The organism is Methyloversatilis sp. S146-33, assembly GCF_059552495.1.
The window spans coordinates 76310-91653 of sequence record NZ_JCANOT010000023.1 but is presented as its reverse complement, the minus strand read 5'-3'; the positions used below and the strand labels follow the sequence as shown (position 1 = coordinate 91653).

The window sequence follows — 15344 nt, the reverse complement described above, 5'->3', positions numbered from 1 at the left end:
CTTCTGAACCCGACACCGGCATAGACCGAAGCCGGCGGACTGCAGCGGCCACGTCGCGGCCAAGGCCGCTCCCACAGGGGACGTGCGCCAGATCCGCGACCCTAGCCTCAGTCGGGATTCTGTGGGAGGGGTCTTCTGAACCCGACAGCGGCATAGATCGAAGCCGGCGGACTGCAGCGGCCGTGTCGCGGCCAAGACCGCTCCCTCAGGGGAGGGCGCGCCCTCATGCGAAACGTCGGCGCGCGCACGGGAATGCCGATGTATTGATGATCTGAAAGCGCGTACATCCGCGCTCTCGGACCATCGAAAAGAATTTGAAAAAAAGCCGTTGCCGACGCTTGACGCACCGCAACAGCCTTCCTATCATCGATTCAACTTTCCGCTCCGCCAGCATTGCCGGCGCGGAACAAGGCAAAAGGGCCTGCCCTGGATCTCCGGATCCGGGCAGGCCCTTTTTTTTTCGCCTTCACGACACGTAAGTCCGCCCCGGCAACGACGACGGTGCGATCGAAAGCCACTTTCTTTCATCACTTCCATCGAGGTTCATCATGAAGAATCAAATCAGGCGCGACATCATCAAAGGCCTTGCGCTCGCATCCGTCGCCGGTCCGTGGATGGTGCGCAATGCCATGGCCGACGACACCGTGAAGGTGGGCATCCTGCATTCACTGACCGGCACCATCGCGCTGGCCGAAGCGTCGGTGGTCGATGCGGAAAAGCTCGCCATCGACGAGATCAACGCCGCCGGTGGCGTGCTCGGCAAGAAGATCGTTCCGGTGGTCGAGGACGGCGCCAGCGACTGGCCCACCTTCGCCGAGAAGGCGCGCAAGCTGCTCGACCGCGACAAGGTCGCGGCCGTGTTCGGCTGCTACACCTCGGCGTCGCGCAAGGCGGTGCTGCCGGTATTCGAGCAGATGAAGGGCCTGCTGTACTACCCGACCTATTACGAAGGCCAGGAGCAGTCGCCGAACATCCTCTACACCGCGCACGAGGCGACGCAGCAGTGCATCCAGGCGTGCAACTGGCTGCTGGCCAATCGCGGCAAGACGGTGTACCTGATCGGCTCCGACTACATCTGGCCGCGCGTCACCAACAAGATCGCCCGCCCGACCATCGTCAAGGGCGGCGGCAAGGTGCTGGGCGAGGAATACCTGCCGCTGGGCAGCACCAACTTCGGCTCCACCATCAACAAGATCAAGGCGACCAAGCCGGACATCATTCTGAGTACCGTGGTCGGCGGTTCCAACGTGGCCTTCTACAAGCAGCTCAAGGCGGCTGGCGTGAACTTCAACAAGACCACGGTGATGGCGCTCGCCGTGTCGGAAGAGGAAGTGTCCGGCATTGGCAAGGAGAACGTGCAGGACGTGCTCACCTGCATGAGCTATCTGCAGAGCCTCGATAACCCCGCGAACAAGAAGTTCGTTGCCGCCTTCAAGGCCAAGTACGGCGACAAGCGCGTCACCGGCGACACGCTGGCCAGCGCCTATACCGCGGTCTACCTGTGGAAGATGGCGGTCGAGAAGGCCAAGAGCTTCGACGTCGACAAGGTGGTGGCCGCCTCGGCCAACCTCGAGTTCGAAGGGCCGGAAGGCAAGGTGAAGTTCCATGCGACCAACCACCACCTGTGGAAGCAGGCGCGCATCGGCTCCTTCACCGCGGACGGTCAGGTGAAGCTGATCTATGAATCGCCGCTGATCGAACCCAATCCCTACCCGACGCTGTAAGCCGCACGCCGCCCGCGGGCGGCTGCGCTGATGGTGGCTGTCCCGCGGCATTTGCGGGACAGCCCGGACCCGACCGCAAGGAAGAGACCGAACAATGCTCAGACTGACAGACATCGTCGGCAATGCGTCCGACCCGGATATCGCCGACCGGCTGCATCACATCGAGCACGACGGCGGCGTCGAGCGCGTACGCCTGTCACGCAACGATCTGGCTCGCCGCCGCCAGCGCCTGGTGACCGACCGCGGCACCGAGCTGGCGCTGCTGCTGGACCGCGGTGCGCAGCTCGAGAACGGCTCGGTGCTGCTGCTCGAACCAGGGCGCGCAGTGCTGGTGATGCTCGACGAACCACAGTGGCTGGTGCTGCGCGCCGCGCACGCCGCCGGCGCGCTGGAGATCGGCTACTTCGCCGGCAACATGCACTGGAAGGTGCGCTTCGAAGCCGACTGCCTTTGGATTGCGCTCGAAGGCCCGCGCGAGGGTTATCTGAAGCGCATGACCCACCTGCTGGCGCGCGGCGACGCGACCGTGCTCGATGCGCCGGCGCAGGGCGGCACTCGCTACCTCGCCGTTCCCCATGCGCACTGACATGAACGCACCGCACGCGCCCTTTCACATTCCGTCGTCTGACGATGGCGGCGGCGACACGATCGGCATGCTCGGCATGCTGCAGTTCGCCGACAGCTTCTTTCCCAGCGGCGCCACCTCGTTCTCGTGGGGGCTGGAGTCGCTGAAGCTCGACGGTAAGGTCGGCGGCGCTGAACAGGTGTTCGAGCTGCTGTGCAGCCACATCGAACAGCGCTGGGCCGGCTTCGACCGGCCGCTGATGCAGGCGGCGCGCACAGCCTGGTCCCTGCGAGGTGCTGCCGCGCTGGCCGAGGCGACCGAACTGGACCGCCTGTGCGAGGCGATGAACCTCGTGCGTGGCTGGCGCGACGCGAGCCGTCGCCTCGGTTTCACGCAGCTTCGCGTGCACGCCGATCTCGGCCTCGGCATCGCTCAGGTCTATCTGGACCAGGTGCGCGCCGCCGGTCTGCCCGGACATCTGCCGGTGGTGCAGGGCCTGGTGTGGGGCGCCTACGGACTGTCGGCCTCCGGCTGCGACGCGATGGCTGCGAGCGGCCTGTGCACCACGGTTGTCGGTGCCGCGCTGCGCATGGGCCTGATCGGTCACACCGAAGGTCAGCGCCTGCTGGCGCGCACGCGGCCGCTGATCGCGCGCGTCATCGACACGCCGCCCCCATCGACTGACGAACTGTGGAACGGCGCGCCAACGCTCGACATCGCCGCCATGCGCCACGAGCCGCGCAATGCCCGGCTGTTCGCGAACTGAGTGCGGACTGACATGCAGAAGAGAGGAGGCACCCCATGCTGCTGACACCGACCGAACTCGAAAGACTGACGATATTCAATGCCGCCGAACTGGCGCGCCGGCGCCGCGCGCGCGGCCTGAAGCTCAATTGCCCGGAGGCGATCGCCATCATCGTCGACGACATTCTCGAGGGGGCACGCGACGGCCGCACGGTGGCCGAACTGATCGGCTTCGGCTCGCAGATCCTGAACAGCGACGACGTGTTGCCTGGCGTCGCGGCGCTGATGCCGATGATCCAGGTCGAAGCCAGCTTTCCCGACGGCACCAAGCTGGTGACCGTGCATGACCCGATACGTCCGGGCGCGAACGCGCCGGCCGAAGCGCCGCAGGCGCGCACGCCGGGCGAAATCATCCCGGCCGACGGGAAGATAGAACTGAACGCCGGCCGCCGCCGCGCCACGCTGCGCGCACTGAACACCGGCGACCGGCCGATACAGGTGGGCAGCCACTTCCACTTCTTCGAGGTGAACCGCGCGCTCGAATTCGACCGCGCCCAGGCCTGGGGCATGCACCTGGACATCGCTGCCGGCACCGCGGTGCGCTTCGAGCCCGGTGAGGACAAGGAAGTGACGCTGGTCGCCTTCGGCGGCAGTGGCGAGGTGTTCGGTCTGAACCGTCTGGCCGAGGGCCCGACCGGGGACGCCACCGGCCTGCCGGACGCGCTGGCGCGCGCACGCCAGGCCGGATTCCGCGGCGCCTGAGCGCTGTCATCGACAACAGGGAGAACACGACATGACATGGCTCACCCGCCGCGACTACGCGGCGATGTACGGCCCAACCAAGGGCGACATGGTGCGCCTGGGCGACACCTCGCTGCTGGCCGAGATCGAGCACGACTTCTCGACGCCCGGTGACGAGTGCCTGCACGGCGGCGGCAAGACGCTGCGCGACGGGCTCGGCATGATGGGCGGCCTCACGTCCGAACAGGGCGCGCTCGACATGCTGATCAGCAACGTCGTCGTCATCGATGCGGTAGTCGGCATCGTCAAGGGCGACATCGGCATCAAGGACGGGCGCATCGTCGCCATCGGCAAGGCCGGCAATCCGCACGTGATGGATGGCGTGCATCCGAAACTGCTGGTCGGCAACGCCACCACCGTGCGCGACGGCGAAGGGCTGATCGCCACCGCCGGCGGGCTGGACGTGCACGTGCACTTTGATTCGGCGCAGCTGGTCGAACATGCGCTGGCCTCCGGCATCACGACGATGTTCGGCGGCTCGCTCGGACCGATCACGGTGGGCATCGACTGCGGCGGCGCGTGGAATGTCGGCCGCATGCTGCAGGCATCCGAACAGTGGCCGATGAACTTCGGCTTCCTCGGCCGAGGCAACTCGTCGCGCCCGGAATCGCTGGTCGAGCAGATGAAGGCGGGTTGCATCGGCCTGAAGATCCACGAGGACTGGGGCGCCACGCCGGCCACCATAGACACCTGCCTGTCGGTGGCCGACGAGCTGGACTTCCAGGTGCAACTGCACACCGACACGCTGAACGAATCGGGTTTCCTCGAAGACACGCTGGCGGCGACGAAGGGCCGCACCATCCACATGTATCACACCGAAGGTGCGGGCGGCGGCCATGCGCCTGACGTGATCTGCGTGGCCGGGCTGCAGCACTGCCTGCCGTCGTCGACCAACCCGACCAACCCCTACACGGTGAACACCTTCGACGAGCACCTGGACATGATCATGGTGTGCCACCACCTGAATCCGGCCGTGCCGGAGGACGTGGCCTTCGCCGAAAGCCGCATCCGTGCGCAGACCATCGCCGCCGAAGACGTGCTGCACGACATGGGCGCCATTTCGATGCTGGGCTCGGACAGCCAGGGCATGGGGCGCATCAACGAAGTGATCTGCCGCACCTGGCAGCTGGCCAGCAAGATGAAGGACCAGTTCGGCCGCCTGCCGGAAGAGACTACGCGCAGCGCCGACAACGAACGCATCCTGCGTTACATCGCCAAGTACACGATCAACGCGGCGCGCTCGTTCGGCGTCGATCACCACGTCGGCTCGCTGGAGCCGGGCAAGCTCGCCGACATCGTGCTGTGGCGTCCGGCCTTCTTCGGCATCAAGCCGGAAATCGTGGTCAAGGGCGGCTTCATCGCCTACGGCGCGATGGGTGATTCTGCGGCGTCACTGATGACCTGCGAGCCGCTCATCATGCGTCCGCAGTGGGGCGCCTTCGGTCGCGCGCCGCAGGGGCTGTCGGCCAATTTCGTGTGCGCCGCCTCGCTCGACAGCGACCTCAACGGCCGGCTCGACATCCGCAAGGCGCTGCTGCCCTGCAAGGGCACGCGCACGCTGCAGAAGGCCGACATGGTGCGCAACGCCGCCTGCCCGAACATCACGGTCAATCCGCAGACCTTCGAGGTGAGCGTCGATGGGCGCGTCATCAGCTGCCCGCCGGTCGACCGCGTGCCGCTCAACCGTCTTTACATGCTGAGGTGAAGCCATGTCCGCACAACTGAACACCCATGCACGGCCGCGCGGCGCCGCCCGGGTCGGCATCGGCGGCCCGGTAGGTTCCGGCAAAACTGCGCTGCTGGAACAGCTCATCCCGCGCTTCATCAAACGCGGCACCGACATCGCGGTCATCACCAACGATCTGGTCACCGCCGAGGACGCCGAGCGCGTGCGCCGCAGCGGCCTGATCGCCCCCGAACGTGTGCTGGCAGTGGAAACCGGCGCCTGCCCGCACACCGCGATCCGTGAGGACCCGACACTCAACCTCGCCGCCGCCGACGAACTGGACCGCGCCTACCCCGGCCTGGAACTGATCCTGATCGAAAGCGGCGGCGACAACCTGGCGTCGTCCTTCTCGCTCGATCTGGTCGACTACTGGCTGTTCGTGATCGACGTGGCCGGCGGCGACGATATTCCGCGCAAGCGCGGACTGGGCGTACTGCAGTGCGATCTGCTGGTGATCAACAAGGTCGATCTGGCGCCGCATGTGAACGTGAACCTCGATCGCATGGTGGCCGAAGCGGAAGACGTGCGCGCCGGCCGCGCCACGCTGCTCACCAACTGCGCGCGCGGCGACGGTGTCGACGCGGTGGTCGAGCGCATCGCGCAGGAGGTGCTGTTTGACCGTTGAGCTGGCACTTGTCGAGGCGCTGCGCCCGTCCGCGCACGAACGCATGCCGCCGGCCGAGGTACGGCCCTGCGTCGATCTCGCCTTCGCGCGCGATGCGACCGGCCGCAGCTATCTCGGGCGCCAGTACGTCGGCTACCCGGTGCACGTCGGCCGCGCGCTGTACGTCGATGGCTCGGCGCCCGATCTGTGCGTCGTATATCTGCAATCGGTGTCCGGCGGCCTGTTCGAGCACGAGCGGCTGGCCAGTCGCATCGAGGTAGGGCAGGGCGCACGCGCCCATATCGCGACGCCGGCATCGACCATCGTGCATGCGATGCAGGGCGGGTCGGCCGTGCAGCGCACACGTCTCGTCGTGCAACCGGGCGCATTGCTGGAGTACATGCCGGCCCCGCTCATCCTGTTTCCGGGCAGTCATATGGTGAGCGACATCGACGTGACAATGGCGGACGGCGCACTGGTCGTCGTCGCCGACAGCTTCCTTCCGCATGACCCCGCTGGCGAACAGCGATCGTTTGCCCGGCTCGAATCGACGATGACGGTGCGCGACGGAAACGGACAGCTGCTGGCGCGGGAACGGATGTGCATCGACGGCGGGAACTGGCTGTCCGGCAATGCCGGCGCGAATGCCGGGCTGCGCATGCACGGATCGCTGTGGCTGCTGGGCGGATCAGCCGATGCCGAATTGCTGCACGCCTTGCGAGCGTTGCCCGAGGTCGAGGGTGCGCTGGCCGGCGCCAGTCTGCTGCCGAACGCCGCCGGCATCGTGTTCCGCGCGCTGGCGGCCGACGCCGTCCGGCTCGAAAGAATCATGCACGCCGCCTGGGTCGCGGCGCGCACCCATCACACCGGCTCAGCGCCGGCGCTGCGACGACGCTAGCGCGTCGCGGCACACCGATCCCGATGGCGGGACGTGGCGGATGGCGGAAGGGGCAAGCCGTCGCGTCTCGTCGTCGGGACCCCGAGTCAGGGTTTGCCGACAAGGTGCAGGCTATCCATCACGCGCTCGGCGCCGGGCCGGCCACGTTCGAAATAGCGACCACGCGGTGCGGCATAGACAAGCGCATACAGACGCTTGTCTCTCACTGTCGCGATTGCCAGACCGGAGCGCTCGATCTCCTCATCGCGGGCGGTGTAGTTGAAGTTGAAGCGGAAGCCTTCGCCGCCCGCCACGGTATGGGGCTCCAGTTGCAGTAACTCGAAGCGGCCGCCGTTGCCGGCGACCAGGTTCTCGAACAGGGCGGCGACGTCCTCCGGGGACATCGTGGCCTTGAACTTTGGCGGCTTCTTGTCGGCGCTGACCTGATCGTTCAAGGCCTCGCCGTCGGCAACGCCGGTGAAGAACACCAGCACGTCGAGCGGCATGCCGTGCTGGGTCCAGATTTCGCGGTGCTTGCTACCGGGCGGCGTGAAGCGGTTCCAGTCGCCTTCGGCCCTCACTTCCATGCGTTCGCGTACGACGACGCGTGCATTGTCCACGCGGGTGAAGGGTGAGGCGCAGCCCGCGAGCAGCGCAATCAGCAGCAGGGAGAAGAGGGGCTTCACGGTCGGATTCTTTCTTCGTGTTCTCGCGGTTGGCGGTTCAGTGCGTGCCGACATAGCTGCGCATCATCGGCGCGTCCGGCGCGGTCGGTTTCAGCTCGAGGTAGCGGTTGAACGCCGCGCGCGCACCATCGTGGTCACCGCGCGTGCGCAGCAGCTGACCACGCAGTCGCTGTGCTTCCGGCGGCGTGTCCGGCAGCGACTCGGCTTCCTCCAGCGCGGTCATCGCCTGTTCGGCGTCGCCCGCGTCATTGCGCGCCTTAAGCGCCTCGGCGCGGGCGTAGAGCAACTGGCCGTCGCGGGACTGCGTGGCCATCAGCCGGTCGAACAGTCGCAGCGAACTGTCAGGCACGCGGCGGCGCAGTTCGTCCTGCAGCATGGCAAGGCGCACCGGTGCGATCGCGGCACGGTAGCGGTCGGCGTGCGCGGCGCCGTCGTGCTCGTGTCCCAGCTTGCCCGCCGCCTGTGCCAGCGTGTCGCGGCGCTCGGTCGAAGCGGGGTGGGTGGCGAACAGCACGGTGCCGCCGCTGCTTTCGCCGTCCTTCTCGTCGATCAGTTGTGCCCACACCCGCGAAGCTTCCATCGGGTCGTAGCCGGCCTGGTACATCAGGTCCAGACCGATGGCGTCTGCCTCGCGCTCGTTCTCACGCGAAAAGGCAAACATGCCGGCCAGCACGCCAAGCTGGGCAATCGAGCCCACGCCGCCCGCGCCTGCCACACCCAGTGCCATGCCCACGAACTGGGCCAGCGCTGACTTCGAACGCGCGTCGCGCATCCGCTCCAGGCTGTGACGCTTCAGGTAGTGGCCGACCTCGTGCGCGAGCACGGCCGCCAGCTGGGCTTCATTGGAGGCGCGCAGCAGCAGTCCGCTCCACACCTGCATCATGCCGTTGGGTGCCATGCTGGCGTTGAAGAATGGCGTGCGCACCAGATACACGCGCATGTCCGGACAGTGATTGCCGGCAAGCCGGCATGCGATATCGGACACATAGCGCTGCAGTTCGGCGTCGCCGAGCAGGAAGCGCGAGTGTCTGAGCTTCTCCTCCTCGCGGTCCATCATGGCCCAGAGCCCGCCCTCGTCGGTGGCGATGTCCGGACGCTCGAAGCGGGCGGGCATGTCGTACGCAGCCCGCGCGAGCGAGGGCAGCAGCGACAGCAGTGCGCCGGAGCAGCAACCGCACAGGAGGTCGCGCCGGATGGGGCTGACCGCAGCGGCATTCCGACGCCTGTTCATTGGCGCGGAAACTTGTCGAGCAGCGCGGTGATGGATTCTTCCGCCGGTTCGGCTTCCCGCAGGTCGCCGGTGCCACGCACCAGTCGGTTGAACCACACGATCTGGCCGGTCTGAAGGTCGACCAGCGAGGCGTAGCCGATCTGTATGCCCGCCGGAATGCCGACGCCGAGCATGGCGGCAAGGAACATCGTCATCTTGCGCTCGGCAGTGGCGTAGCTGTCGCGCACGAAAAGGAACAGTGCGTAGTCGGCTCCGGTCTTCTCGCGCAGCCAGTCGGTGTCGGCACCGATATGCCAGTCCATGCGCTTTTCCTTGGTCGGCAATTCGTAGTGGGTGAGGTAGTGGTGCAGGGCGATGGCACCGGCGACGGCACCGTGCAGGTGATTCAGTTCCGCCACCTTTATGTCCTGATCAGCGAGCTCGATCAGCGGCGTGTCCATCGCGGCCTCCCGCCGTCTGAGCGACGCGAGCAGATGGTTGCGCGCCTGTTCGGTCCAGTGCGCCTGTGGCTCGGTCATCCCGCCGGCGGTCATCGTGAACAGTTCAACGTCGAGCGGCATCAGGACGATGCGCGAATTGCCGGCGAGACGGTCGAATTCGGGTGCCCTGACGGCCTGTGCAAGAGCGGCCTGACTGATGAGAGTGCCGAGTATCAGGACAAGGATGCGGAGCATGACGAATGGGCTGAAAAATGGTCAGCGCATTTTAGTTCGTGCTGATGCCGTATCGATGAATGTGTGCGCAGGACACAGTCTTTTGCGAATGGAATGGTGTCCGCCTGCCTGTCGCCGCCCTCCCCTGCGCGATGCTGGCGAGGCTGTCGCAGTCCAAGGGCGCAGCCATGACTCGACGCAGGAAAGCGCATATGGCCGCCTCCAACGGCATCGTCCGATGTGCACCGACGGCCCGTGAAGGGATCTGCAGATCTCGTCGGAGACCGGCGGTGGGCAAAGGTACCCTGGCCGGGGCGCGGCGCACGGGCCGGGCCGTCGATGAGCCGGCTATAATCAGCGCTTCAGATCATGTCGCGCAGCGCAGCTGCGTCGCTCACCATGTCGCAGGTCCTCGCTCCCGTTCCGGCCGCCGCTGCCGAGCCGCTGTCCAACACCTTCCTCAAGTTCCGCAAGCGTCTCGAACGCGCCGTGGGGCAGGCCATCGGCGATTACTCGATGATCGAGGACGGCGACGTGATCATGGTGTGCATGTCCGGCGGCAAGGATTCGTACACGATGCTGGAACTGCTGCGCGGCCTGCAGGAGCGGGCGCCTGTGCGCTTCCGGCTGATCGCCTTCAATCTCGACCAGAAGCAGCCGGGCTTTCCGGATCACATCCTGCCGGCCTATTTCGAGTCGATCCGCGTCGAGTACCGCATCGAGACCGAAGACACCTACTCCATCGTCAAGGACAAGATTCCCGAGGGCAAGACCACTTGCGGTCTGTGTTCGCGGCTGCGCCGCGGCATCATCTACCGCGTGGCGTCCGAACTGGGCGCGACCAAGATCGCGCTGGGCCACCACCGCGACGACCTGCTGGAAACGCTGTTCCTGAACATGTTCTTCGGCGGCAAGATCAAGTCGATGCCGCCCAAGCTGGTCAGCGACGACGGCCGTCACATCGTCATCCGGCCGCTGGCCTACTGCACCGAGCGCGACATCGAGCGCTTCGCCCGCGTGATGGATTACCCCATCATTCCCTGCAATCTGTGCGGCTCGCAGGAGAACGCGCAGCGCAAGCAGGTGAAGGCGATGCTGCAGGAGTGGGCGCGGCTGTATCCGGGACGCATCGAATCGATGGCCACGGCGATGCGCAACGTCGTGCCATCGCACCTGGCCGATCAGAAGCTGTTCGATTTCGCCGGCCTGAAGCCGGGCAGTGTGGTGGAGGAGGGGGATACCGCCTTCGATCCGCCCGAGCTGCCCGTCCGTTCATGGGGCGACGAAGACGCGATGAGCGGCATCCCGGTCCGCCTCGATATAGCTACGGGACGTGGCTGTGCTTGAGCGCTGGATGCGCCGGCCGCTGCGTGCCGCACGGGATCCCGACATGAAGATACTGTTCTGCTGCATGGGCAACATCTGTCGTTCGCCGACCGCCGAGGGCGTGGTGCGCGCGCGGCTCGAAGCCGCGGGTCTGCACGAACGCGTCGAGGTCGCATCGGCCGGTACGCACGCCCACCACGTCGGCAGCAAGCCTGATCCGCGTGCGGCCGCGGCGGCGGCTTCGCGCGGCGTCGATCTGACACGCATCCGCGCGCGTCGTGTCGATGTGGCCGATTTCATGCAGTTCGACTTGATCTATGCGATGGACCGCGACAACCTGCGCAATCTCGAACGCAACTGCCCGGAACCGCTGCGTCACAAGCTGGCGCTGTTCCTCCAGCACGCCGAACGCTTCGATGAGGACGAGGTACCCGACCCCTACTATGGTGGTCCGGCGGGCTTCGAGCGAGTGCTCGATCTGATCGAGGACGCGGCCGACGGCCTGATCCGCGAGCTGCAGCAACGGCTCAAATGAAAACGGGCGGCCATGGCCGCCGGTTCCGCTTTCGCTGTCGCGACGATTACTTGTCCAGCAGCGCCTTCAGATTCTTCAGACCGTCGGTATAGACCGCCTTGATGGTGCCGGTGGCCGCCTCGTCGTCCTTGCCGGCAGCGGGATGCTCGCTCGCGTCGGCGCGGAAGAACACGCCTTTCCACTCCACCGTCGAACCGCCACCGTCGGCCGGCTTCACGGTAATCGTCGACTTGTACTTGCTCACCGGCAGCGCGCCGCCGTCCTGGGCGGTATAGGTGAGGCTGCGGTCGACATCCGAAATCGCTTCCAGCTTCTCGACCACTTCGCCGCCGCCCTTGATCTTCAGCGTGCGCACCGAACCGACATCACTGCCGGCAGTGGCGGTGCTGCTCTCGACGGCCGGGTGCCAGGACTGCAGCTGCGTGAAGTCCTTCACCTTGGCCCAAACGGCGTCCGGGCTGGCCTTCAGCGTGATCGTTTCGTTGGCCTTCAGGCGCGACGGACCGTGCGCGAAGACCGTGGTGCTGGCGACAATGGCGAGCAGGGCTGCAAAAAGACGCATGGGGTGTTCTCCTCGTTTGTTGTGATTGAAAAAAGCGTGCGCAGTGTCGGTGAAAACGGGCGGCGCCGGCACGGGAAAATCACCCGGCGCCGGGCGTGGATCCTGCCATGCATGCAAAAAGGGCCCGGACGGTGCCGGGCCCCTTCTTGCGGTGTCAGCGCCTTACTCGTTGCGTGTTTCCACCTGCTGCATCGGTTCGTTGGCGATCACCGGCGCCGGGCGACGGCGACGGCCCAGTTGCGGCTGTTCGACGATGACGGGTTCGATGCCGGCAGCGCGCTCGGCCGAGGTTTCCACCATGACCAGGCCGCTATCGGCCAGCGTGCTCTGCAGATCGGCCGCCGGTGCGATTGCAGGCGCCGGCGCGGACGGCTGGGGCGTCGAGCCGAAGCTTTCCATTGCGCGCACCAGGGTCGATTCACCAGCATCGTTCAACGAGGCCGCGATCTGCGCCGGTTGATCGACGACGGGTGCCGGTGCGGCCACCGGTTCGGCAGTCACTTCGACGACCGGCAGTGCAGCGACTGCAGCCACGACGGGCTCGGTCACCGGTGTTTCCACTGCGACGGGTTCGGTCACAGCCGGCTCCGGGGCTACCGGTGCAGACACCACCGGTGCCGGCACAACAGGCTCTACCGGCGCTTCGGCCACAGCAGCGGTTTCGGTCGCCGGTGCGGCGTCGGCCAACGGGGCCTGCTCGGCGGCGATCGGTGCTGCTGCGGGGACATCCAGCGGCAACGCGGCCTGGGCTTCGGCGGCGGCAGCCGGCACCTCATTGGCTGCGGCGTCGGTCACCGTCAGATCGCCCTCGACTGCGGCGACATCGGCAACTGCGCCTTCCGCGCCGTCCGGACGGCGCTCGCCACGCTCGCGGCGGCCGCCACGGCGACGGCGGCTGCGCGGTGCGGCGCCTTCGCCACCCTCGGCCGGCGCGACATTCTCGGGCTGAGTGCCGGTGGCAGCGGCCAGCGGCAGATCGGTCTGTGCCTGCTGCTGTTCGCGTGCGTCATTGGCGGCACGCTCGCGCGGCTCACGCGGCGGGCGCGGCTCGCGCGGCGGACGCGGTTCGCGCGGCGTGGCAGCTTCCTGCTCGTTACGCGGCTCGCGCGGCTCACGGGGTTCACGCTGCTTGCGCTGACCGTCGCGGCCTTCGCCCTTGCTCTGCGCTTCGCGTGGCTCTCGCGGCTCGCGTTGTTCGCGACCTTCGCGGCCCTCGCGACCTTCACGTCCTTCGCGGTTGTCGCGACGGTTGCGGTTGCGACCGCGTTCGCCCTCGCCACGCGGACCGCGTTCGCGCGTTTGCGCGGGCTTCGCTTCCGGGGCTGGAGCGGGCGCCGGGGCAGGCGCGGCAGCGCCACCGCCGAACAGCCCGGCGATCCAGCCGAAGAAGCCGCCCTTGGCCGCGGGTGCAGCCGCCGCCGCAGCAGCGACCGGTGCGGGCGGTGCGACCTCGGCCACGACCGGCGCCGGCTGGTCCGGCGTGATGTGCTTGATTGCGGCTTCCTGACGCTTCGGGCGCTCGTCGGCCGGGATGGCGGACGGCGGCTGATAGCTCTCCGCCGACGGATTCACCGCCATCTGATAGGACGGCTGGGCCACGCCTTCGAGGTTCAGCTGGTCGTGGCGCAGACGGGTGATCTCGTGCGCCGGCGTTTCCAGATACTTGTTCGGGATCAGGACGATGTTGACCTTGTGGCGCAGTTCGATCGCGTTGATGTCGGCCCGCTTCTCGTTCAGCAGGAAGGTGGCGACGTCGACCGGCACCTGGGTGTGCACGGCACCCGTGTTTTCCTTCATCGCTTCTTCTTCGAGGATGCGCAGGATGTGCAGCGCAGCCGATTCGGTCGAGCGGATGTGGCCGGTGCCGCTGCAGCGCGGGCAGGGGATGTAGCTGGTTTCGGCCAGCGCCGGACGCAGGCGCTGGCGCGACAGTTCGAGCAGACCGAAGCGGCTGATCTTGCCCATCTGCACGCGCGCACGGTCGTGATGCAGCGCGTCGCGCAGGCGGGTTTCCACCTCGCGCTGGGCGCGCGGGTTTTCCATGTCGATGAAGTCGATGACGATCAGGCCGCCGAGGTCGCGCAGACGCAGCTGGCGGGCGATTTCGTCGGCCGCTTCGCAGTTGGTGCGCAGCGCGGTTTCCTCGATGTCGCTGCCCTTGGTCGAGCGGCCGGAGTTCACGTCCACCGCCACCAGTGCTTCGGTGTGGTCGATCACGATGGCGCCGCCCGAGGGCAGGTTCACCTGACGCGAATAGGCGGACTCGATCTGGTGTTCGATCTGGAAGCGCGAGAACAGCGGCACGTCGTCGCGGTAACGCTTCACGCGCGCCACGTTGCCGGGCATCACGTGTTCCATGAAGGTGTAGGCCTGGTCATACACCTCGTCGGTGTCGATCAGGATTTCGCCGATGTCAGGCTGGAAGTAGTCGCGGATCGCGCGGATCACCAGACTGCCTTCCTGGTAGATCAGGAAAGCACCGGACTGCGACTGAGCGGCGCCTTCGATGGCGGTCCACAGTTGCAGCAGGTAGTTCAGGTCCCACTGCAGTTCTTCGGCGTTGCGACCGATGCCGGCGGTGCGGGCGATCAGGCTCATGCCGCCCGGCACTTCGAGCTGATCCATGGTTTCGCGCAGTTCGGCGCGGTCGTCGCCTTCGACGCGGCGCGAAACACCACCGCCGCGCGGGTTGTTCGGCATCAGCACCAGATAGCGGCCGGCCAGCGAAATGAAGGTGGTGAGTGCGGCGCCCTTGTTGCCGCGTTCGTCCTTGTCGATCTGGACGATCAGTTCCTGACCCACCGACAGTGCGTCCTGGATGCGGGCCCGGCCGGGTTCGAGATCGGGCTTGAAATAGGACTTGGAAACTTCCTTGAACGGCAGGAAGCCGTGGCGGTCTGCGCCGTAATCGACAAAGCATGCTTCGAGGCTGGGCTCGATGCGGGTGATGACTGCCTTGTAGATGTTGCTTTTGCGCTGTTCCTTGCTGGATGACTCAATGTCGAGGTCAACAAGCTTCTGGCCATCGACAATCGCGACGCGCAGCTCTTCGGCCTGCGTCGCGTTGAAGAGCATTCGTTTCATCAACTTCTCCCGCGCGCACCGCACACGGGCAGGACAAACCGCTCGTCAGTAAATAACGTCTATCGTGTCGGCTGCAATCGGGTTTTTTCGATGGGAACGGACTGGGGGACGTGGAGGGGTCTGCCAACTCTCAATGCAGCCGCGCTTTCGCGACTGCCTGGGGGATTCTGCCTGTACGGTACTCGCGCTACTCAGTACACTCGCTACTTTGGGTGAGCGGGATTAA

Annotated in this window: 14 protein-coding genes; 9 read left to right on the top strand and 5 right to left on the bottom strand. The window is 66.4% G+C overall.

The window, feature by feature from the left end:
* Nucleotides 1–548: 548 nt before the first annotated feature.
* The 7 genes from urtA (at nucleotide 549) to AC51BJ_RS08265 (ending at nucleotide 7062) form a co-directional block, all read left to right on the top strand.
* Complete coding sequence (gene urtA, locus AC51BJ_RS08295; RefSeq protein WP_019917770.1) at nucleotides 549–1724, top strand: urea ABC transporter substrate-binding protein; 1176 nt, start codon at nucleotides 549–551, stop codon at nucleotides 1722–1724.
* Nucleotides 1725–1818: 94 nt separating this feature from the next.
* Entirely contained in the window at nucleotides 1819–2310 is a 492-nt protein-coding gene (gene ureE, locus AC51BJ_RS08290) for an urease accessory protein UreE (protein WP_496279895.1), read from the top strand.
* Nucleotide 2311: 1 nt separating this feature from the next.
* Nucleotides 2312–3055, top strand: coding sequence for an urease accessory protein UreF (locus tag AC51BJ_RS08285; protein ID WP_496279894.1), 744 nt, complete (start codon nucleotides 2312–2314; stop codon nucleotides 3053–3055).
* A 35-nt stretch (nucleotides 3056–3090) separates the two neighbouring features.
* Complete coding sequence (locus AC51BJ_RS08280; protein ID WP_496279893.1) at nucleotides 3091–3795, top strand: urease subunit beta; 705 nt, start codon at nucleotides 3091–3093, stop codon at nucleotides 3793–3795.
* 31 nt (nucleotides 3796–3826) lie between these two features.
* Nucleotides 3827–5539: an urease subunit alpha gene (ureC, locus tag AC51BJ_RS08275; RefSeq protein ID WP_496279892.1), complete on the top strand. Its 1713-nt coding sequence runs from the start codon at nucleotides 3827–3829 to the stop codon at nucleotides 5537–5539.
* A gap of 4 nt (nucleotides 5540–5543) precedes the next feature.
* The gene (gene ureG / locus AC51BJ_RS08270) at nucleotides 5544–6185 is read left to right on the top strand and encodes an urease accessory protein UreG (protein WP_430434430.1); all 642 of its coding nucleotides are present in this window, start codon (nucleotides 5544–5546) and stop codon (nucleotides 6183–6185) included.
* The gene (locus tag AC51BJ_RS08265; RefSeq protein ID WP_496279891.1) at nucleotides 6175–7062 is read left to right on the top strand and encodes an urease accessory protein UreD; all 888 of its coding nucleotides are present in this window, start codon (nucleotides 6175–6177) and stop codon (nucleotides 7060–7062) included. Before ureG ends, AC51BJ_RS08265 begins: the two co-directional genes overlap by 11 nt.
* Before the next feature lie 86 nt (nucleotides 7063–7148).
* Here AC51BJ_RS08265 and AC51BJ_RS08260 read toward each other — a convergent pair whose 3' ends face one another.
* From AC51BJ_RS08260 to AC51BJ_RS08250, 3 genes are read right to left on the bottom strand one after another with little or no spacing between them, the layout of a single operon-like run.
* Nucleotides 7149–7727 (bottom strand): hypothetical protein, encoded by a 579-nt coding sequence (locus tag AC51BJ_RS08260; RefSeq protein WP_496279890.1) that lies wholly within the window; start codon nucleotides 7725–7727, stop codon nucleotides 7149–7151.
* A 37-nt stretch (nucleotides 7728–7764) separates the two neighbouring features.
* The gene (locus tag AC51BJ_RS08255) at nucleotides 7765–8958 is read right to left on the bottom strand and encodes a M48 family metallopeptidase (RefSeq protein ID WP_496279889.1); all 1194 of its coding nucleotides are present in this window, start codon (nucleotides 8956–8958) and stop codon (nucleotides 7765–7767) included.
* The gene (locus AC51BJ_RS08250; protein ID WP_430434426.1) at nucleotides 8955–9632 is read right to left on the bottom strand and encodes a hypothetical protein; all 678 of its coding nucleotides are present in this window, start codon (nucleotides 9630–9632) and stop codon (nucleotides 8955–8957) included. Before AC51BJ_RS08250 ends, AC51BJ_RS08255 begins: the two co-directional genes overlap by 4 nt.
* 378 nt (nucleotides 9633–10010) lie before the next feature.
* Here AC51BJ_RS08250 and ttcA point away from each other — a divergent pair, with 378 nt between their 5' ends.
* Nucleotides 10011–10958, top strand: coding sequence for a tRNA 2-thiocytidine(32) synthetase TtcA (ttcA, locus tag AC51BJ_RS08245; protein WP_496279977.1), 948 nt, complete (start codon nucleotides 10011–10013; stop codon nucleotides 10956–10958).
* Nucleotides 10959–10965: 7 nt separating this feature from the next.
* The gene (locus AC51BJ_RS08240; RefSeq protein ID WP_430435634.1) at nucleotides 10966–11472 is read left to right on the top strand and encodes a low molecular weight protein-tyrosine-phosphatase; all 507 of its coding nucleotides are present in this window, start codon (nucleotides 10966–10968) and stop codon (nucleotides 11470–11472) included.
* 46 nt (nucleotides 11473–11518) lie between these two features.
* Here the strand turns inward: AC51BJ_RS08240 and AC51BJ_RS08235 are convergent, their stop codons facing one another.
* Nucleotides 11519–12034 (bottom strand): SRPBCC family protein, encoded by a 516-nt coding sequence (locus tag AC51BJ_RS08235; protein WP_496279888.1) that lies wholly within the window; start codon nucleotides 12032–12034, stop codon nucleotides 11519–11521.
* A gap of 162 nt (nucleotides 12035–12196) precedes the next feature.
* On the bottom strand, nucleotides 12197–15118 hold the full coding sequence (locus tag AC51BJ_RS08230; RefSeq protein ID WP_496279887.1) for an Rne/Rng family ribonuclease: 2922 nt from the start codon (nucleotides 15116–15118) through the stop codon (nucleotides 12197–12199).
* Between the last annotated feature and the right edge of the window lie 226 nt (nucleotides 15119–15344).

What these genes read in the sequence shown, in the direction of transcription:
- AC51BJ_RS08240 (WP_430435634.1), top strand. Translation starts at nt 10,966, where the DNA reads ATGCGCCGGCCGCTGCGTGCCGCACGGGATCCCGACATGAAGATACTG.
- AC51BJ_RS08235 (WP_496279888.1), bottom strand. Translation starts at nt 12,034, where the DNA reads ATGCGTCTTTTTGCAGCCCTGCTCGCCATTGTCGCCAGCACCACGGTC.
- AC51BJ_RS08250 (WP_430434426.1), bottom strand. Translation starts at nt 9,632, where the DNA reads ATGCTCCGCATCCTTGTCCTGATACTCGGCACTCTCATCAGTCAGGCC.
- ttcA (WP_496279977.1), top strand. Translation starts at nt 10,011, where the DNA reads ATGTCGCAGGTCCTCGCTCCCGTTCCGGCCGCCGCTGCCGAGCCGCTG.
- ureG (WP_430434430.1), top strand. Translation starts at nt 5,544, where the DNA reads ATGTCCGCACAACTGAACACCCATGCACGGCCGCGCGGCGCCGCCCGG.
- AC51BJ_RS08230 (WP_496279887.1), bottom strand. Translation starts at nt 15,118, where the DNA reads ATGAAACGAATGCTCTTCAACGCGACGCAGGCCGAAGAGCTGCGCGTC.
- ureE (WP_496279895.1), top strand. Translation starts at nt 1,819, where the DNA reads ATGCTCAGACTGACAGACATCGTCGGCAATGCGTCCGACCCGGATATC.
- ureC (WP_496279892.1), top strand. Translation starts at nt 3,827, where the DNA reads ATGACATGGCTCACCCGCCGCGACTACGCGGCGATGTACGGCCCAACC.
- urtA (WP_019917770.1), top strand. Translation starts at nt 549, where the DNA reads ATGAAGAATCAAATCAGGCGCGACATCATCAAAGGCCTTGCGCTCGCA.
- AC51BJ_RS08280 (WP_496279893.1), top strand. Translation starts at nt 3,091, where the DNA reads ATGCTGCTGACACCGACCGAACTCGAAAGACTGACGATATTCAATGCC.
- AC51BJ_RS08255 (WP_496279889.1), bottom strand. Translation starts at nt 8,958, where the DNA reads ATGAACAGGCGTCGGAATGCCGCTGCGGTCAGCCCCATCCGGCGCGAC.
- AC51BJ_RS08285 (WP_496279894.1), top strand. Translation starts at nt 2,312, where the DNA reads ATGAACGCACCGCACGCGCCCTTTCACATTCCGTCGTCTGACGATGGC.